The 15,959-nt window shown below is 39.8% G+C and carries 21 protein-coding genes; 1 reads left to right on the top strand and 20 read right to left on the bottom strand.

The genetic code is table 11. From position 1 onward, the window contains the following. Positions 1-38: 38 nt before the first annotated feature. The 4 genes from MHI11_RS06810 to MHI11_RS06795 form a co-directional block, all read right to left on the bottom strand. A complete protein-coding gene (locus MHI11_RS06810) occupies positions 39-1,379 on the bottom strand; it encodes a sugar porter family MFS transporter (protein WP_340960742.1) in 1,341 nt (446 codons plus the stop codon). Between the two features lie 81 nt (positions 1,380-1,460). Then, positions 1,461-2,882, bottom strand: a complete 1,422-nt coding sequence (gene araA / locus MHI11_RS06805; RefSeq protein WP_340960741.1) for an L-arabinose isomerase — start codon at positions 2,880-2,882, stop codon at positions 1,461-1,463. A 17-nt stretch (positions 2,883-2,899) separates the two neighbouring features. Then, a complete protein-coding gene (locus tag MHI11_RS06800) occupies positions 2,900-3,604 on the bottom strand; it encodes an L-ribulose-5-phosphate 4-epimerase (RefSeq protein ID WP_106029116.1) in 705 nt (234 codons plus the stop codon). Beyond that, complete coding sequence (locus tag MHI11_RS06795) at positions 3,598-5,223, bottom strand: xylulokinase (protein WP_340960740.1); 1,626 nt, start codon at positions 5,221-5,223, stop codon at positions 3,598-3,600. Before MHI11_RS06795 ends, MHI11_RS06800 begins: the two co-directional genes overlap by 7 nt. A 273-nt stretch (positions 5,224-5,496) precedes the next feature. On the opposite strand from MHI11_RS06795, the gene MHI11_RS06790 reads away from it, so the two are divergent. Further along, positions 5,497-6,597, top strand: a complete 1,101-nt coding sequence (locus tag MHI11_RS06790; protein WP_044139549.1) for a GntR family transcriptional regulator — start codon at positions 5,497-5,499, stop codon at positions 6,595-6,597. A gap of 33 nt (positions 6,598-6,630) precedes the next feature. Here the strand turns inward: MHI11_RS06790 and MHI11_RS06785 are convergent, their stop codons facing one another. The 16 genes from MHI11_RS06785 to MHI11_RS06710 form a co-directional block, all read right to left on the bottom strand. Beyond that, a complete protein-coding gene (locus tag MHI11_RS06785) occupies positions 6,631-7,356 on the bottom strand; it encodes a DsbA family oxidoreductase (RefSeq protein WP_340960739.1) in 726 nt (241 codons plus the stop codon). A 140-nt stretch (positions 7,357-7,496) separates the two neighbouring features. Then, a complete protein-coding gene (gene hxlB / locus MHI11_RS06780) occupies positions 7,497-8,054 on the bottom strand; it encodes a 6-phospho-3-hexuloisomerase (protein ID WP_319609963.1) in 558 nt (185 codons plus the stop codon). Further along, a complete protein-coding gene (hxlA, locus tag MHI11_RS06775) occupies positions 8,051-8,683 on the bottom strand; it encodes a 3-hexulose-6-phosphate synthase (protein ID WP_003216301.1) in 633 nt (210 codons plus the stop codon). Before hxlA ends, hxlB begins: the two co-directional genes overlap by 4 nt. A 189-nt stretch (positions 8,684-8,872) precedes the next feature. After that, on the bottom strand, positions 8,873-9,229 hold the full coding sequence (locus tag MHI11_RS06770) for a winged helix-turn-helix transcriptional regulator (RefSeq protein ID WP_309175241.1): 357 nt from the start codon (positions 9,227-9,229) through the stop codon (positions 8,873-8,875). 75 nt (positions 9,230-9,304) lie between these two features. After that, positions 9,305-10,174, bottom strand: a complete 870-nt coding sequence (locus tag MHI11_RS06765; RefSeq protein WP_340960738.1) for an alpha/beta hydrolase — start codon at positions 10,172-10,174, stop codon at positions 9,305-9,307. 53 nt (positions 10,175-10,227) lie between these two features. Next, positions 10,228-10,605 carry a hypothetical protein gene (locus MHI11_RS06760; protein WP_044139555.1) on the bottom strand — a complete coding sequence of 126 codons (378 nt, stop codon included), beginning with the start codon at positions 10,603-10,605 and terminating at the stop codon, positions 10,228-10,230. An 18-nt stretch (positions 10,606-10,623) separates the two neighbouring features. Beyond that, positions 10,624-10,971, bottom strand: coding sequence for a YxiJ family protein (locus MHI11_RS06755; protein ID WP_340960737.1), 348 nt, complete (start codon positions 10,969-10,971; stop codon positions 10,624-10,626). A gap of 59 nt (positions 10,972-11,030) precedes the next feature. Next, a complete protein-coding gene (locus tag MHI11_RS06750) occupies positions 11,031-11,438 on the bottom strand; it encodes a YxiG family protein (RefSeq protein WP_437435406.1) in 408 nt (135 codons plus the stop codon). 51 nt (positions 11,439-11,489) lie between these two features. Continuing rightward, the gene (locus MHI11_RS06745) at positions 11,490-11,966 is read right to left on the bottom strand and encodes a hypothetical protein (protein ID WP_340960736.1); all 477 of its coding nucleotides are present in this window, start codon (positions 11,964-11,966) and stop codon (positions 11,490-11,492) included. Between the two features lie 159 nt (positions 11,967-12,125). Beyond that, entirely contained in the window at positions 12,126-12,731 is a 606-nt protein-coding gene (locus MHI11_RS06740) for a hypothetical protein (protein ID WP_340960735.1), read from the bottom strand. Positions 12,732-12,787: 56 nt separating this feature from the next. Beyond that, the gene (locus MHI11_RS06735) at positions 12,788-13,417 is read right to left on the bottom strand and encodes a hypothetical protein (protein WP_106035318.1); all 630 of its coding nucleotides are present in this window, start codon (positions 13,415-13,417) and stop codon (positions 12,788-12,790) included. Between the two features lie 24 nt (positions 13,418-13,441). Beyond that, positions 13,442-13,819, bottom strand: coding sequence for a DUF2750 domain-containing protein (locus MHI11_RS06730; RefSeq protein WP_044139559.1), 378 nt, complete (start codon positions 13,817-13,819; stop codon positions 13,442-13,444). Between the two features lie 58 nt (positions 13,820-13,877). After that, positions 13,878-14,120: a DNA-binding protein gene (locus MHI11_RS06725; protein ID WP_340960734.1), complete on the bottom strand. Its 243-nt coding sequence runs from the start codon at positions 14,118-14,120 to the stop codon at positions 13,878-13,880. Positions 14,121-14,167: 47 nt separating this feature from the next. Next, positions 14,168-14,503 (bottom strand): hypothetical protein, encoded by a 336-nt coding sequence (locus tag MHI11_RS06720; RefSeq protein ID WP_340960732.1) that lies wholly within the window; start codon positions 14,501-14,503, stop codon positions 14,168-14,170. 132 nt (positions 14,504-14,635) lie between these two features. Further along, positions 14,636-14,917, bottom strand: a complete 282-nt coding sequence (locus MHI11_RS06715) for a hypothetical protein (RefSeq protein WP_340912137.1) — start codon at positions 14,915-14,917, stop codon at positions 14,636-14,638. Between the two features lie 73 nt (positions 14,918-14,990). Continuing rightward, the gene (locus tag MHI11_RS06710) at positions 14,991-15,647 is read right to left on the bottom strand and encodes a hypothetical protein (RefSeq protein ID WP_265208145.1); all 657 of its coding nucleotides are present in this window, start codon (positions 15,645-15,647) and stop codon (positions 14,991-14,993) included. Positions 15,648-15,959 lie beyond the last annotated feature (312 nt).

Genomic DNA, 15,959 nt, shown 5'->3' with positions numbered 1-15,959 from the left:
TCAGCACGCAGGACTGACACCGAATGCGAGGGTTTTCTTTATACTCGTGCTGCCATATCGGTTTCGATTTGCTCTAAGCTTCTTCCTTTTGTTTCAACTAGTACAAAGCGGGTGAACAATAGTCCGATTAAGCAGATGACACCAAATGAGGAGAAAATGACCCCAAAGCTGAATTTATCTGCCAGAATAGGGAACACGAGTCCAACGGCTAACGATCCCGTCCAGTTAAAGGCAGATGAAATACCTGCGCCGATACCTCTGACAGAAAGCGGGAAGATTTCGCCGATGATGATCCACGTGATCGGTGCCCATGAGAAGGCGTAGCACAAGATAAAGCAGCAAAGTGAAATCAATGTCACCCAGTTTAAAATCCCTTCACTCACGCCAAGTGCACCTAATGCGGCTGGTGCAAAGAAAGAAAGGGCCATGCCCGTTCCCCCTACGGTGAGAATCGTTCGGCGGTCGAACCGGTCAACAAATTGTAAAAAGATCACGGTGGTGACGACAAAAATGACACCGACAATGACTGTAAAACCTGCGGCAACCTGAGGTGCAAGCCCTACATTCCGAGCAATACTCGTTGCATAATACACAATGGAGTTCGCCCCTTGAATTTGCTGAAGGGTCGCCATCCCAACCCCTATGAAAAGAGCCATTCTGAATTTCTTTTGGAACAATTCGCGAATACCAGAGCGTTCTTCTTTCGCGACTTCTAAAATTTCCTGCATCTCTGCTTCAATTTCATCATCAGAAGAGCGCAGTGATCCTAATACTTCCCGTGCTTTATGAGCCATTCCGTGTTTAATTAAATATCTCGGAGATTCAGGAAGCTTCAGCATACCAATATAAAGTACGATGGCAAATAAAGCGGCACTACCGAGCATCCAGCGCCAGCTGTCTGGAACAGGTTCAAACACAAATGCAACAATATAGCTCAGCAATAGTCCGCTTACGATCATGAGCTGATTGAGCCCAGACAATTTTCCGCGGATTTTAGCAGGAGCAATTTCAGACATGTATGCCGGCACCAAAGATGAGGCTGTTCCTACGGCTGTCCCTAAAAAGATACGTGCAATGGTTAATGAGATCTCTTCTGGTGCGATAGCTGATCCGATCGCTCCGACAAAAAAGATAACGGATGAGACCAAAATAAGCTTTCTGCGGCCAAATTTATCCCCTAACAGACCGCTTAAAATGGAACCGATAATCGCCCCGCCCATTAATGAAGAGACGACAATTCCAAGCCATAATGGGCTGAGCTGAAATTCTTGCTGAATATGTCCTTCCGCCCCTGCAATAATCCCAATATCATATCCGAATAAGATGCCTGCAAAGGACCCGAAAAAGAAGATAAATTTGCTTGACACTTTTTTCTCCAAGTGGATGACCCCCTCACTTAATTAACCGCTTTCATTTCATCCCGTGCTTCTACTGCACCCAGTAGAAGACCTTTCACCCTTCTATAAAACCACATACTCTGCACTCACAAGCTTTGCAAAATGAACAATTTGATCAACCGTTAAATTGAGGGATACGACTGTATGATGACCCCCGCCTTGCTTAATCCATGCTTTGACGCCGTCCTGAAAATTCGGCTTGATTTTCCAGAGCACACGTGCAACCGGTAAATGAGGTGCTGCTTCCTCCGGCTCAAAAGCTTCGACTTCTTGTATGAGCCATTTGAAATGAGTCCCAAAATCAGCAATAGAAACAACAACACCTTCCCCTGCTTTTCCATCAAACACAAGGCGAGCTGGATCTTCCCTGTTTCCGATTCCAAGCGGAGATACGACAATGACAGGTTTCGTATGGGCAAGCGCCGGATCTACTTCTAACATATGAGATTGCAGCACTGCTTCCTGCCCAGAGGTCATTTCATACGTGTAGTCCTCCATAAAACCAGTGGATTGATGATGACTCATCACCTTTAATAACCGGTCCAGTGCAGCCGTTTTCCAATCGCCTTCCCCGGCAAAGCCATACCCTTTTGCCATCAGCCGCTGTACCGCAAGTCCTGGCAGCTGCTTCATTCCATGTAAATCTTCAAAGTTCGTCGTAAAGGCATTGTAGCCGCCTTCATCTAAAAAGCGTTGGATGGCAATCTCATATCGGGCTTGCACCTTGACACTTTTTTCCCAATCTTCAACTGAATACGTTCCATAATCCACATCATATTGCGTTAAATATTCCGCAAATAACGCATCTACCTCTGCTTCTTCTACTGCACTCACATATTCGACGAGATCGCCTATGCCAAAGTAATCAACAGTCCACCCTAGTTGAATCTGGGCTTCAATTTTATCGCCTTCTGTGACAGCCACGTGGCGCATGTTGTCACCAAACCTAGCCACTTTAATCTGAAAGCTTTCATGATAGGCAGCTGCCACGTCCATCCATTCAGCGATTTGCTGCTGCACATCCGGCTTAGACCAATGACCGGCAACAATTTGGTTTTGTTTATTTAAACGTGCATTGATATAGCCATATTCTCTGTCTCCATGGGCAGATTGATGAAGATTCATATAGTCCATATCGATCGTGTCCCACGGAATCTTTTCATAATACTGTGTGACAAGATGCAAAAGAGGCTTCTGCAAAAGATTGGTCCCGCGTATCCACATTTTTGCCGGTGAAAATGTATGCATCCACGTCATGACGCCGACAACCTCATCACGATAATTGACCTCTTTCATCAGCTTTGTGATTTGATCCGCGCTGACAGCCAGCTCCTGAAGGATCACTGGATAAGGAAGTAAACCACTCTCATTTAAGGCATCCGTCATTTTTTGTGCATCTGCTTTTACTTTCTGCAGTGCTTCATCTCCGTATAAATGCTGTGATCCGACAATAAACCAGCATTCTTTATGTTGACTTGTTAACATAGATATCCCTCTTTTCTTTATCTTGAAGGTTTTTGTCCGTAATACGCATGTTCTCCGTGTTTTCTTAAGTAATGTTTATCTAAAATTCGCTGCGGAAGAGGTTCTGCGTATTCATTTAATTGCTTTGCAAACAAATTCATTTTGGCGACTTCATCTAAAATCACACTGTTTGTGACCGCACTTTTTGCATCTTTCCCCCACGTAAATGGGCCGTGGCCTTGAAGCAATACACCCGGCACCGCCATCACATCTAAGTTTCTTTTCTCAAACGTTTCGATGATCAGCCGGCCCGTTTCTACCTCATAACCACGATTCACTTCTTCTTCTGTCAGAAATCGAGCACACGGAACAGCGCCGTAAAATGTATCGGCATGTGTTGTGCCCATTGCCTGTAAATCGAGACCTGCCTGCGCCCAAACGGTTGCCCACATGGAATGGCTATGTGATATACCGCCAATTTCCTCAAAGTGTTTGTAAAGGACAGCATGTGTTGCAGTATCTGATGAAGGGCTGTATTCCCCTTCCACTACTTCACCGTCAAAGTCGACCACAACCATGTCTTTTGCTGATAATTGGTCATACGCTATACCGCTAGGCTTAATAACAAATAGACCGCTGTCACGATCACACGCACTGACATTGCCCCATGTGAATTTCACAAGTCCGTATTTCGGCAAATCTAAATTGGCTTCGTATACTTCTTCTTTTAAGCGTTCTAACATACGGTTGTCACTCCTTTCTTTGACATCAGATATGCTACTGCCGCCTCTTCAATCGGAAGGCCGTCTTGATAGCGCTTTAAAAATTCGCCAAAGCCTTTGACATCAAGTGGATCGGGTTCTATCAGTTCTTCTGATGTATGGGCAAACACTTGATGCGTGAGAAATTCAGCCAATGTTTGCTTTTGATGATGGACCATATAGGAAGCGAGGACAGCCATTCCAAACGCACCGCCTTCTCCCGCAGTAGAAACGACTGATACAGGTGTATCAAGCGCTGCTGCCACCATTTTTTGACCAACGAGCGGTGTTTTAAATAACCCTCCATGCCCTAATAACCGATCAATCGCAACCTGTTCATGTTCTTTTAAACGGTCCATCCCTATTTTCATTGCGCCAAAAGCAGAAAAAAGATGGGTACGCATGAAGTTAGCCAGATTAAAGCGGCTTTCAGCTGATCTGACAAAAAGAGGTCTTCCTTCTGGCAGTCTTGTAATATTTTCACCAGAATAATAGCCATAGCTTAAGAGCCCGCCGCCATCTCGATCTGCTTCTAACGCCTGCTGTAATAAGGCTTCGTATACCTTTTCTGACGACACTTGCACGCCTAGTGCGTCAAATGCCTCTCTAAAGATATTCATCCAAGCATTTAAGTCACTTGTACAGTTGTTCGCATGAACCATTGCAACTGGCAGTCCGTCCGGCGTTGTGACCATATCCACTTCTGGATACACACCCTTTAGCTCCTGCTCTAGCACAATCATGGCAAAAACAGATGTCCCAACTGAAATGTTCCCTGTCCGTTTTTCTACACTGTTTGTTGCCACCATGCCCGTTCCGGCGTCACCTTCCGGGGGGCAAAATGGAATCCCTGGCTGTAAGTGTTTGCCTTGATCTAAAATGGCTGCTCCTGCTGCCGTTAACACGCCAGCCTCCTCGCCTGCTAAATAAACATGCGGCAGAAGGTGACGGAGCTTCCACGGATAGCCTTTTTCTGCGATCAAGTCTTCAAATTGATGAAGCATTTCTTCATTGTAATCTTTCGTTTGTTCATCAATTGGGAACATGCCAGATGCATCTCCAATGCCAATGGCCTGCTTTCCTGTTAAAAGCCAGTGAATGTATCCTGATAGAGTGGTCATATATTCTAAACGGGAAAGATGTTTTTCCTCTTCTAATATGGCTTGATACAAATGGGCAATGCTCCATCTTTCTGGAATATGAAATTGGAAGACATTCGTCAGTTTTTGACTCGCCTCAATGGTTGTTGCATTCCGCCATGTGCGAAACGGAACGAGTACCTCTCCTGTATGATCACATGCCACATAGCCATGCATCATAGCTGATACCCCAATTGAGCCAATGGTTTGAATGGTCACTCCATACCTTTGCTCGACTTGCTCTTTCATCTCTCGGTACGCTACTTGAAGACCTGTAATGATATCAATTAAATTGTACGTCCAAATTCCTTCCTGGAGAGAACTTTCCCATTCAAATGCACCTTGGGCAATTGGCTGAAACGCTTCATCTATTAAAATGGCTTTAATTCGTGTTGAACCAAATTCAATCCCTAAAGATGTCCGTCCTTCTTTTAAGGCTTTGGTCGTCTCTTCATGATTCATTCTGCGTTCACCTCCATGATTGATAGCGGTTTCAATTTTCGTTTTCTAGATTCATTGATTCTCTGTGCACATTCACAATATAATATTTGTACGTACATATGTCAATAATAAATATAGTTGTACATACACAATATGACAAAAACCTGCACTTTTCTAAAGCTGAAACGTCAGAAAGGGAAAGCGCCTGTTTTTGATTCGACAACCATGTTAAAATATGTCCATACAATTTCTTCTCAATTCGAGTAGATGATCAACTGAGAAAGAAGTGAAACGATGAAAAAGAAGTACCAGATCATTATCGATGATATAAAAAGCAAAATACTTACAGGGGATTACCGGATCGGGGAACGTATTCCAACTGAATCAAGCCTGCAGGAGATGTATCAAGTGAGCAGGCATACAGTTCGAAAGGCCATCTTAGAATTGTCGAGCGAAGGTTTTTTGCGAAGTGAGAAAGGTTCAGGCACATTTGTGACCAATCAATATCAAACAAAGCCTGCGGGACATGCGCATATGAAAACGATTGGGGTTATCACGACATACATATCCGATTACATTTTCCCTTCCATCATTCGAGGCATTGAAAGCCGATTAAACGAAGAGAACTATTCGTTGTTACTGGCGAGTACAAATAATGATGTAGAACAGGAGAAAAAAGCGCTCGAAATGATGCTGTCCTTTGGTGTGGACGGACTCATTGTCGAGCCGACGAAAAGTAATTTATATAACCCAAACATCTCGTACTACTTATCCTTTAAAGAACAGGATGTACCGCTCATTATGATCAATGCCTATTATGAGCAGTTAGAGGTTCCTTTTCTCTGCTTGGATGATGTGAAGTCCAGTTATTTAGCCACAAAAGAGCTGATCACCTCAGGACATCAGCAAATCGGCCTGATCTCAAAAACAGATGATTTACAGGGAAAGTACCGAATGAAAGGCTATATTCAAGCGCTCGGTGAAGCGAAGCTTAATTTTTTACCTGAGCACGTCCTCTTTTTCGATACAGAATCGAAGCAGCATTTGGGGGATGATATTAAAACTTTCTTATTAAAGCATCAGCATGAGCTGACTGCCCTTGTTTGCTATAACGATGAGGTTGGATTAGAAGTTGCCAATGTATGCAGTGACATCGGGCTGTCCATTCCAGAGGACCTCTCCATTATTGGACAGGACAATTCGTATATTGCCCAGAAAAATGCCAATGTGAAGCTAACAACACTGACGCACCCTCAGGAGCAAATGGGTAGGGATGCAGCAGACTGGATGATAAAAAAAGTGCAAGGGAAAAAGAATCTCCCTCATCAAACCTTTTATGAACCTGAATTGGTTCCAGGTGAAACGATCAAACAAATGAATGCAAGAAAAAAATGAGCCCTTTTTGGAGAAGGCTCATTTTTTATATGGTTAGATCTCTTCTTTAGGGGCAGGCACTGCGCATACACCATCTGCACATGCTGCTTCAAATGAATTGGCAGCCGCTTTCTCAGCTTGAGCTGCTTCTTCTGTCCAAGCCGTTTCAAGTGCACGCAGGAACGTATCAGCTGGCTGTGCACCTGCAACTGAATACTTGTCATTGATCAAGAAAAACGGAACAGCATTGATACCAAGCTGTCTCGCTTCTTGTTCGTCTTTTCGGACATGATCAGCAAATTCTTCGCCGCTTAACACTTGCTGTACTTCCTGCAAATCAAGACCTGCTTTTTCTGCAATGTCTAAAAGGGTTTGACGATCACCAACATGCTTTCCATCTGTAAAATATGCTTGAAACAGCTCTCCCATAACAAAATCGCCTTTTCCCATTTGGCCAGCATATTGCGCCAACTGGTGGGCATCAAAGGTGTTTGTCAACACGAGTGGATCAAATTGAAAATCGATTCCTTTCTCTTTGCCGGCCTGCTTCACCTGCTCATTCATCGCCATAGCCTGGCTGCGGCTCATCCCATATTTTTTGACGAGCATATCATGGACATCAAAATCGACATCAGCAGGTGCATGTGGATCAAGCTCAAAGCTTTTAAACTCGATTTCCACCTGTTCCTTTTGAGGGAATTGTTCAAGTGCTGTTTCTAGTTGTTTTTTTCCTATATAACAAAAAGGACAGGCGATATCTGACCAGATTTGTACTTTCATGTTCATCTTCCTTCCGTGTTTACGCTTTTTCTTTAACGATGTAACAATTATAGTTACAACAAATGATTGATGTCAAGATTCTGAGCTTGATGAAAATGAAAAAGCCCCTCCTTCTAAGAAAGGAAAGGCGTTAAAAATGACTATTCTAAATTTGCATGATGCCCGTACATTGTCTGTGTGTCGAGCTTTTTCATTTCCATTAACCGCAAAATGACCGCATCGTATGTCAGAAGAAGGGACTGCTCAAATAGCGAGCCCATTGGCTGAATGGTATGATGGCTTCCTTCCTGTTGATCCTTCGGCGCACCTGACAGTAAGATGACTTGATCCGATTGATCAGCTAGAGGTGACTCAGCAGAAAGCGTGAAAGATGCCACTTTTCCGCCAATTGCTTTCGCCTTTTTTGCAAGGACAAGCAAAGTCTCTGTTCGGCCAGATCCGCTCCCCACAATCAAGAGATCCTCTTCTGTAAAGGATGGTGTATTGGTCTCACCGATCACATAAGCCTTGACGCCAATATGTGTGAGTCTCATGGCAAATGATTTTCCCATCAAACCAGACCTACCAGCACCTGCCACAAAGACCTTTCTTGTAGCTAAAATGCTTGAGACAAGCCGCTCCGTTTGTTCGTCTTGAATAGCGGGCGAGTGCTCAGAAAGTTCATTCAAAATGGCTTTCACATAGTCACTGGTCTTCATGATTGTGCGATCAGCTGCTTCATTTGCGCGGCAACTTCTGCTTTATTGTCCTGGCTTGCGATACCGCCGCCGACAATGATCAAATCAGGATTTAATTTCACGACTTCAGGTAACGTATCAAGCTTAATTCCGCCTGCAATGGCTGTTTTCGCTTGTTTGACGACTTGTTTAATGGTCATAAGGTCAGCAAATGAGTTTTGTCCAACCGCTTGCAGGTCATAGCCTGTGTGTACACAAATATAATCGACTCCTAGCTCATCCAGCTCTTTTGCCCGGCCAGCGATATCTTTGATACCTATCATATCCACTAAAATCTGTTTCCCTCTTGCTTTCGCTTCTTTCACTGCTCCTTGAATGGACATATCTTCTGCCGCTGCAAGAATGGTCACGATATCTGCTCCAGCTTCAGATGCCTGCTGCACTTCATAACCTGCCGCATCCATAATTTTCAGATCGGCGAGTACACGTAGGTTTGGAAATGCCTGTTTGACTTCTTTAACGGCACGCAAGCCTTCGTTGATCACAACAGGTGTTCCAATTTCAACTACATCGATAGATCCTTCTACTTCTTTGATCAGCTCAATCGCTTCTGGTATATTCACTAAATCTAATGCTAATTGTAATTTCATGAACGTTCACTCCCGTTTTTTCATCTCATCTTCAAGAGCTCCGTGGATAGGGCTTCTTGCACGATGAAATGAGTATAACAACAGGATGGAAGCATTCCAAGTACGCACTTTTTTTTTACATACTATACTTTTTCGCATATGGTTACAAAAAAGATACTGTCTTTCGACCAGTATCTTTTGCATGTATTACTATTTATCACCCTTTAAAAAATTGCTGTCGAGATATTGTTTGCCCCAATCATACATCGCCTCTAAAATCGGCATTAAGCTTTCTCCTAGTTCTGTGAGAGAGTACTCAACCTTTGGCGGAACGACAGGATAAACCTCCCGATGCACAATATGATCTTCCTCTAATTCTCTTAGCTGATTGACAAGCATTCTTTGCGTAATCCCAGGCATTAACGACTTTAACTCACCAAATCGTTTTGTCCCTTCTCTGCCAAGGTGCCATAAAATCAGCATTTTCCACTTACCGCCGATAATATTCAGCGTCAGCTCTTTTTCGCAATTGAACACTTTATTTTCCATACGTGATGACAACGACATACACTCCTTTGGTTCAAACCATTTACGCTTTATCATATACTGCGGCAAATTAGATTGTCGAGCATACGGTCTTCGTTATTGATTCTGTTTATTCACAAAAGACATGACAGCCTTTGTCATTTCTTGCGCTTCTTTTGGCGCTCTGTCTGATCCAAACCATTTATTCAAGTCACTGTGGCTCAGCGAATGGACCCGAAAGACAAACTTAGAACCTTTATCATGATTCAGTTTTTCTGCAAATCGGTACACCTCAGGATTTTGCCAGCCTGTAACCAAATAGACTGGAGGTACATTCTTTTGATTCATATAAGTGACAGGTGATGCCTTTGTCCAATTCTCCTCTTGTTTGCCAAAGACTTTTTTGTACGATGGGATGGCTTGTATAAATTGATTGAGGTTTAACGGTCCGTCTAGAACAACAATGGAATTGATCGTTTTTGGCGACAGCCCCACACGTTTTAAGTAGGTTGAATCTGTGGCAACCAGCGCCGTCAAATGACCGCCCGCTGAGTGACCCATAACATTGATTTTTGATGAATCGATTTGATATTCATCCGCATGATCCTTCACCCATTTAATGGCGTTTGCCGTATCATCTGCCATCTGCTCGTAGTTGGCATCAGGATGAAGCCTGTAATTCATTGAAACGAACACATACCCTTGACCGGTAAAATAATCAGCCTTTGAAGCGACTCTATTCTTATCGCCGCCTGTCCAGCCGCCGCCATGGAGATAGATCATGACTGGATGCTTCTTCTTTTTGTCTTCATCTTTGCCCTTTGGCATGTACATATCGAGTGTTTGCTGTTTGTTTTGTGTGTCTGCATAATGGATGTTTGTCGTCGGCTTAGGCTGGTTTAAACGGAACACAAAGAGTGCGCATACCAATAAGCCAGCGATGACTGCCGCAAATAAAAACCATTTCATCATTCGATTCAATGTCATTGCACCTTTCTATGTTGGAATGGAGAAGCATGATTCGCACATATGTAGAGAGACTAGCCCGATTCATTTGAAACGACTTGTATGACTTGAACCGTTTCACAATAAAAAGAAAAATACTGTTCTTCAAAGTCTTCGACAAAGTAATTCAAATTTTCCCAGCCTCTATCCAAAAACTGAATGTCCAATAAAATATAGTCATCATTTGTTAACTCCAAATCTCTGATTTGAACAGAAGAGACGTTGGTAAATTTCAGATGAATGTCTGCTTGTAGATTCGGGGATTCATATGGGATGTGCAGAACAATACAGTTGATCAAGTCGTAATGTTCATTATACTCTTTAAAGTAGTGAAATTCATTGATTTGCTTTAGAAGACTGATATCGAAATCAGGGATTTGCTTCTGGATTTTTTCATTTAAAAACCATGTCATTGTTTGGCCTCCAAGAGGTTATTGTATCAGTGCAATGATTCGTTTTCTTGTTTCTTCATGGTATTGAACATAGGAATGCAATAAAGGATACGATTCAAGGATATGTTGATAAGATTTGATTTGGGGATATTGCTCTTCAAATGACTGACGCAGCACGTTTAACTGTTTTTTCGGTATTCGTTTATGATCGATCACAAGACTCAAGCTGCCTGCAACAAGTGTAAAAAACATATAAAAATCTCCTGAGCATATCGCAGTTTCTTCTTCAAAAGAGATGATATCATCTGGATAAGCGGTATCTAATAAGTATTGATAACGTTGTTTTAAATCATCGAATAAATCTTGTTTATCGAGGCTGATTTTCATGGATCTTTCCCCATTCTCTCATTGTTCTTAATTCTTATTTAGACGCTAATGAGATCTTCCTATACACTGCAAATAAATTCTTTTGAATCGAAACATACGTTTTTCGATTCTATTGCGAGTAACATCCCATTGATGTTAAATAGAAAATTTGCATTTGCTTCAAATTCTTCAAGTAGTTCATTTTTAAGGTTCCCTATCCCTTGAGGATGGTAACTGCATTCGAAAATTTGCCAATTCATCTCTTCTTGTATCAATTCTTCAAATCTATCATTACCTTCACCCCCATTATAATAAAGACTCGCCACATTCATAAATCGCAATTCATGATACCGAGCATCATTTATTTCAGTTATACTAATGTTTATGACTAGTTCTTTACAAAAAAAATCAAATGAGAATGCCAGTACATCACAGACACCATCTAAATAATCGATCCATTTCTCTATACTGCTAAACAACTCATTCACTCTCCTAACGTACTCCCCTATTTTTTCAGGATGAACTCTATTCTTATCTTGTCACGGAGTTTGTAAATATTCTTCAAATGAAATAAAGTCCGCTTTTTTTCGAAATTTGCTTAAGATATTCTGATCTCCTGTAAAAATAACATCTGTCGAATCAAAAAATCCGATTTCAAACACAGCTTGAGGAATAACGGGTGTATAATTCACGTTCCAATATCGTTCATTATCTTCAATTTGAGGTATTGAACTGATATTCAAATGATCTACATGACGAGGCAATGCGGTCAAAACAGCGAAAATAAAAGAATAAGAATAGTCATGTAAGAATTTTTTGAAATGTTCACCCTTCAGAAATAAAAAATCCGTATAATCCGGCATGACTTCTGAATGAGATTGATTATTCCGATCATGAAGCATTGAGAGTGTCACATCACTTATGACCCAATGATACTCTTCTACATTTAAATTGATTTTCTTTATTAATTCATTTACTTCGAATAAATTTTTCTCTTTTGCTAATACGATTCTCATTACTTGCTCCACCTCATCAATTTAAAACATCAGACGAAACTAAAAATATTCTACAGTATCAAAATCTGACCATAATCTCCAGTCAGTGTTCGTGTTTATATTTACAATGAATAACCTTATCTTCAAATACATAGAACATGTAGATATATGTAAAATTTATTATTTAGTTTTATAATTTCGAATAAGTTCATTTTTAAAATCATCAAGAAGTTTTTGATTCGGAAATACAACTGAAATCCAATCTAATACAATCTCATCTAAAGTTCTCCACGTTTTTACCAATTGTTTATTCATCTGTTCTAATTGATGAATCGCTAATACTCCTATCTCATAACCTCTTTCGCCATAAATGATCCATTTTGCAGAAGGGGAAACCCATATCACACGTGAAGCAATATCCATTATGCTATCATTTACACTCTCTATCGGATAATCCGTTAAGAGATCAAGGTAATCACTTAGCGTGAGGTTTAATGGGATTTTCACCCAAGGATAATAACCAAAATCACGATAATAATCATCCATGCTCTTCTGCTCATCTAATACAGCCATGAGTATATAGTCATCATGATGATTCAAAGCTAAACCTTTTAACATGTCCCAGCTACCATCTGATAACAACCAATGGAATTCTTCGAATAAATAATGAGGGGTTTTCGTTTTCAACACTTGATCAGGGAATGTCTTTGTACTGTGAACGAGCGAATGAACAAACGATAGAACATGTTCAAATTCTTTTGGATCGGATATAAACAAATGTTTCACTATATGCTCCTTTCATATCTTCAGATGGGTCTATCATCAGTCATTAATACTCCATTTCAGCGCTTGTAACATGACGCATAATGAGATAGCATTTGAGTGATATAGTCATCGAATGTTTTTTGATCCTTCAATAATCCTTCAAACCAATTTGCTAAAATAGGGTGATCCATTGGTTTCCACCCTTCTTTTAATAAACGCTTTTCCACAGAATCTTTTGTTGATACCATTCCTATGATACAAATTTCCATATCTCTATCTGCCCAAATCGCCCACTGCAAAGAATGCGATAACCAGATCACTATGTATGAATTCGTTATGATATCATCCGCTATTGACTCTTTTGGGTGCGTCCATAGTGCATTTACATAATCCTCACCTGAAATGTTCACACTCGCTTTCAGCCAATTATAATAACCAAATTCCTTCAAATAATATTCGGTTGGATCTGGTTGAAGGACTGCAGTCAAAAATTCTCTATCTTGAGTAACAGTTGATAACTCTTTTATGGTTGGTAAAATATCATCACTCAATGCCCAATCAAACTCTTGAAACAAAAAACAATCAAATGTCTTACGGAAGACTTGTTGTGGCAGCTCTTTATTTGTGTCAAACACATGGTCTACTAAATTCTGATAGAATTTGAATTCTTTTTCTGAACGAATAAATAAGTCTTCAAGCCGTTTCAAACAACTACCTCCACTCTTGTTGAACTAGTAGTTTTTTAATTCTTCCTCTATATCTTCTTTTAATGTTTGAATTTCAATTGACACCGAATCATTTCGATTATAGAAAATGGACGGATTGATTCCATCTGCTATCATTCTCGGCAGCCACTCTTCTATAAAATCGTCTAAATCAATCATTTCTGGCTTTGATTTTCCCCATGGTTCAACCGCACAATAAGCAGCATGTTCCTTTGTCGGCCAAAAATGAAGCTGTGGTACACGATGTTCATCCTCTGACATCACCCATCCATTCTCATTTCTTAATGACCAAACCTCCTCAAAATCAACAATCTTTTTGATGAAATAGTCATAACGTTTTTTCGCAGGTAATTGGATGGCGGTTTCTAATTCTTTCGGATGCAACTCCTTTTATTTAGATTGAGCCTTAACCATAGGAATATAGCAAGCTGATATATAGGAACTATTGGTACTTTTCTATCCAGTCATTCAAATCATCTGCACAATGCAAGTAAGAATGAGGTGAATCTTTCAAATCAATTCCACTCAAAAGAATCAACATATCCCAAACTTGATCATCGTCTATTTCTAGATCGTCTGAAGAAACGTAAATTTCAGCCCAATCAGATACTTGTTCTCTGGTAATCGTCCCCTCTAAGACTTTTCGTATTTTATTTAAACAGTCTAGCATTTTTAGTTCGTCCATTCATTACATCATTCCTTACTCAACACTCACTTCACGTTGTAAACTGCCTATATTTCATATTTGATAATATCCTCCATTGACATACCTTTAAAATATAAAGAAAGAATGCTTTTAATAGTGTATTCGCTAAGTATACCAATCGGGTTAAATATCATTTTAGCCGTTGTTGGATCAGCAATCTCTAAGTCCATAACAGGTGCAATGGAACCTTCTTTTCCCTCGCTCACGTAATAATTTCCATCTCGGTATTCCACGAATTTCAGATTTTGTAGATCCTCTTCTTTTATAAAATCTTGATTTATTTTTGTGATGACTTTCCATGAATCATTTAAAAAGCCTGTCAAACCTGAATTTGCAACAAATAGCCCATTCTCTTTTTTCATCAATTGTTTTAACTCTTTTTTTTTCTATTCTTTCATCAACGAATAAATCATAGTATTGGATTAAAATATCATCATATTGCTTTTTTCCCTCACCTGAAATGATTAAAGCATAGCTCATTTTTCCAATGTCCTCTAATGGGAGTTCAATGGTTCTATTTTAGATAAAGTTTTTGCTTTTTTAGTTGTTACTTTAATATCCATTACTTCTTTCTCATTTAAATCATCAAAATAGTGACTGCCTCCATTGTTTAAGACCGTCATGATTGTCAAAAGCGTCTCATCAATCGTTGGCTTTCTTTCCAAATGTTCCTCAGTCATTTCATAGAATTGTTCGATCGCTTCTTCAAAAATATCTAGTCCGTCATCACCAATCATGATGTTCTTTTTCTTATGTTCTTCTTCCCAAAAGCCCATTTAGAATACACTCTTTATATATTGCGTTCTTTATTTCATCAAGTGTTATGTATGCTATTCTCATTTCGCTTTATCACGATAAACGTATACTTGTATAAACTGTTTTATTTGCACGTTTGAAAAGTGCCACTTCATGATCCGTTAACCATTTAAGCTCTCTCATATGATAAGAAATTTCTTCTAAGTAGGTATCGGTTTCAGCAATTAATTTTTTATCTAAGATATTTCGTTTATTATCTTCAACTACAAGATAAAGAGTAAACTGATTTAAATCTAATTCGATAAGTGGGTGAGCTTTCTTTTTTTTATCGGGACTTAGTTTTGTTTTCCCTTTAATCTCCGCTTTATATTCCTTCTCTTTCATTTTCTTAAATGTCGCTTTGACTAGCTGACTGCCCCATTTTTTTAGTTCACACAGATAGAGCATCCCATTTTCCAAAATCTCTGCTAAGATTTTTTTCTTATTTATTGCATTTTCAAATTCACTGTAACAAAAGGGTACTTCTAGCTCATACGTATTTTTTAAAAATAGCATGTTAGGTTCTTCTTTTGAGGTACTAATTAATTTGTAGTCTTTAAAAGATCCACATATCAAAACAATAGCCTCACAATCTTTCGTTTGAAATTTCTTTTCTAATTCATATAAAAACATTTCAGTCATACAAAGGGATTGACTAGCTAAAATTCCACGATCGTCATCTGACATTAATTGTATATTTTTCAAATACACTTCTTATAAGCCTCCTAATAAAATTTTAATCACCTTGGCCTTGAATGTTTGCTTATTTTATTCATTTGCTTTCTTTACTGCAAATGCTCTTCTTTATCTTGTTCCCATTGAAGCACCATTTCTCTTCCTTTTAGACCGGTTGAAAAAATCCTAGCCGCTTAGAAATTGAAGAATTTCTGTTGCTTCTTCATAAAGTTCATCAATTAATGGTAAAATCATTCCCCGCAAATCTGCTTCATTTTCAAATTCTATTAAATATCCTTTTTTGCTCACGAGATTATTGGATACACAAATCCAAATATCAAGATGGTC

The organism is Bacillus sp. FSL K6-3312 (assembly GCF_038007485.1).
GTDB classification, from domain to species: Bacteria; Bacillota; Bacilli; order Bacillales; family Bacillaceae; genus Bacillus; species Bacillus pumilus.
Note: the sequence above shows the minus strand (reverse complement) of the source record. Positions and strands in the feature narration are given on the sequence as shown.

Excerpts from the sequence above, each read along its gene's own strand:
- araA (WP_340960741.1), bottom strand. The coding sequence starts at position 2,882 with ATGTTAACAAGTCAACATAAAGAATGCTGGTTTATTGTCGGATCACAG.
- MHI11_RS06800 (WP_106029116.1), bottom strand. The coding sequence starts at position 3,604 with ATGTTAGAACGCTTAAAAGAAGAAGTATACGAAGCCAATTTAGATTTG.
- MHI11_RS06795 (WP_340960740.1), bottom strand. The coding sequence starts at position 5,223 with ATGAATCATGAAGAGACGACCAAAGCCTTAAAAGAAGGACGGACATCT.
- MHI11_RS06790 (WP_044139549.1), top strand. The coding sequence starts at position 5,497 with ATGAAAAAGAAGTACCAGATCATTATCGATGATATAAAAAGCAAAATA.
- MHI11_RS06785 (WP_340960739.1), bottom strand. The coding sequence starts at position 7,356 with ATGAAAGTACAAATCTGGTCAGATATCGCCTGTCCTTTTTGTTATATA.
- hxlB (WP_319609963.1), bottom strand. The coding sequence starts at position 8,054 with ATGAAGACCAGTGACTATGTGAAAGCCATTTTGAATGAACTTTCTGAG.
- hxlA (WP_003216301.1), bottom strand. The coding sequence starts at position 8,683 with ATGAAATTACAATTAGCATTAGATTTAGTGAATATACCAGAAGCGATT.
- MHI11_RS06770 (WP_309175241.1), bottom strand. The coding sequence starts at position 9,229 with ATGTCGTTGTCATCACGTATGGAAAATAAAGTGTTCAATTGCGAAAAA.
- MHI11_RS06765 (WP_340960738.1), bottom strand. The coding sequence starts at position 10,174 with ATGACATTGAATCGAATGATGAAATGGTTTTTATTTGCGGCAGTCATC.
- MHI11_RS06760 (WP_044139555.1), bottom strand. The coding sequence starts at position 10,605 with ATGACATGGTTTTTAAATGAAAAAATCCAGAAGCAAATCCCTGATTTC.
- MHI11_RS06755 (WP_340960737.1), bottom strand. The coding sequence starts at position 10,971 with ATGAAAATCAGCCTCGATAAACAAGATTTATTCGATGATTTAAAACAA.
- MHI11_RS06745 (WP_340960736.1), bottom strand. The coding sequence starts at position 11,966 with ATGAGAATCGTATTAGCAAAAGAGAAAAATTTATTCGAAGTAAATGAA.
- MHI11_RS06725 (WP_340960734.1), bottom strand. The coding sequence starts at position 14,120 with ATGGACGAACTAAAAATGCTAGACTGTTTAAATAAAATACGAAAAGTC.
- MHI11_RS06720 (WP_340960732.1), bottom strand. The coding sequence starts at position 14,503 with ATGAAAAAAGAGAATGGGCTATTTGTTGCAAATTCAGGTTTGACAGGC.
- MHI11_RS06715 (WP_340912137.1), bottom strand. The coding sequence starts at position 14,917 with ATGGGCTTTTGGGAAGAAGAACATAAGAAAAAGAACATCATGATTGGT.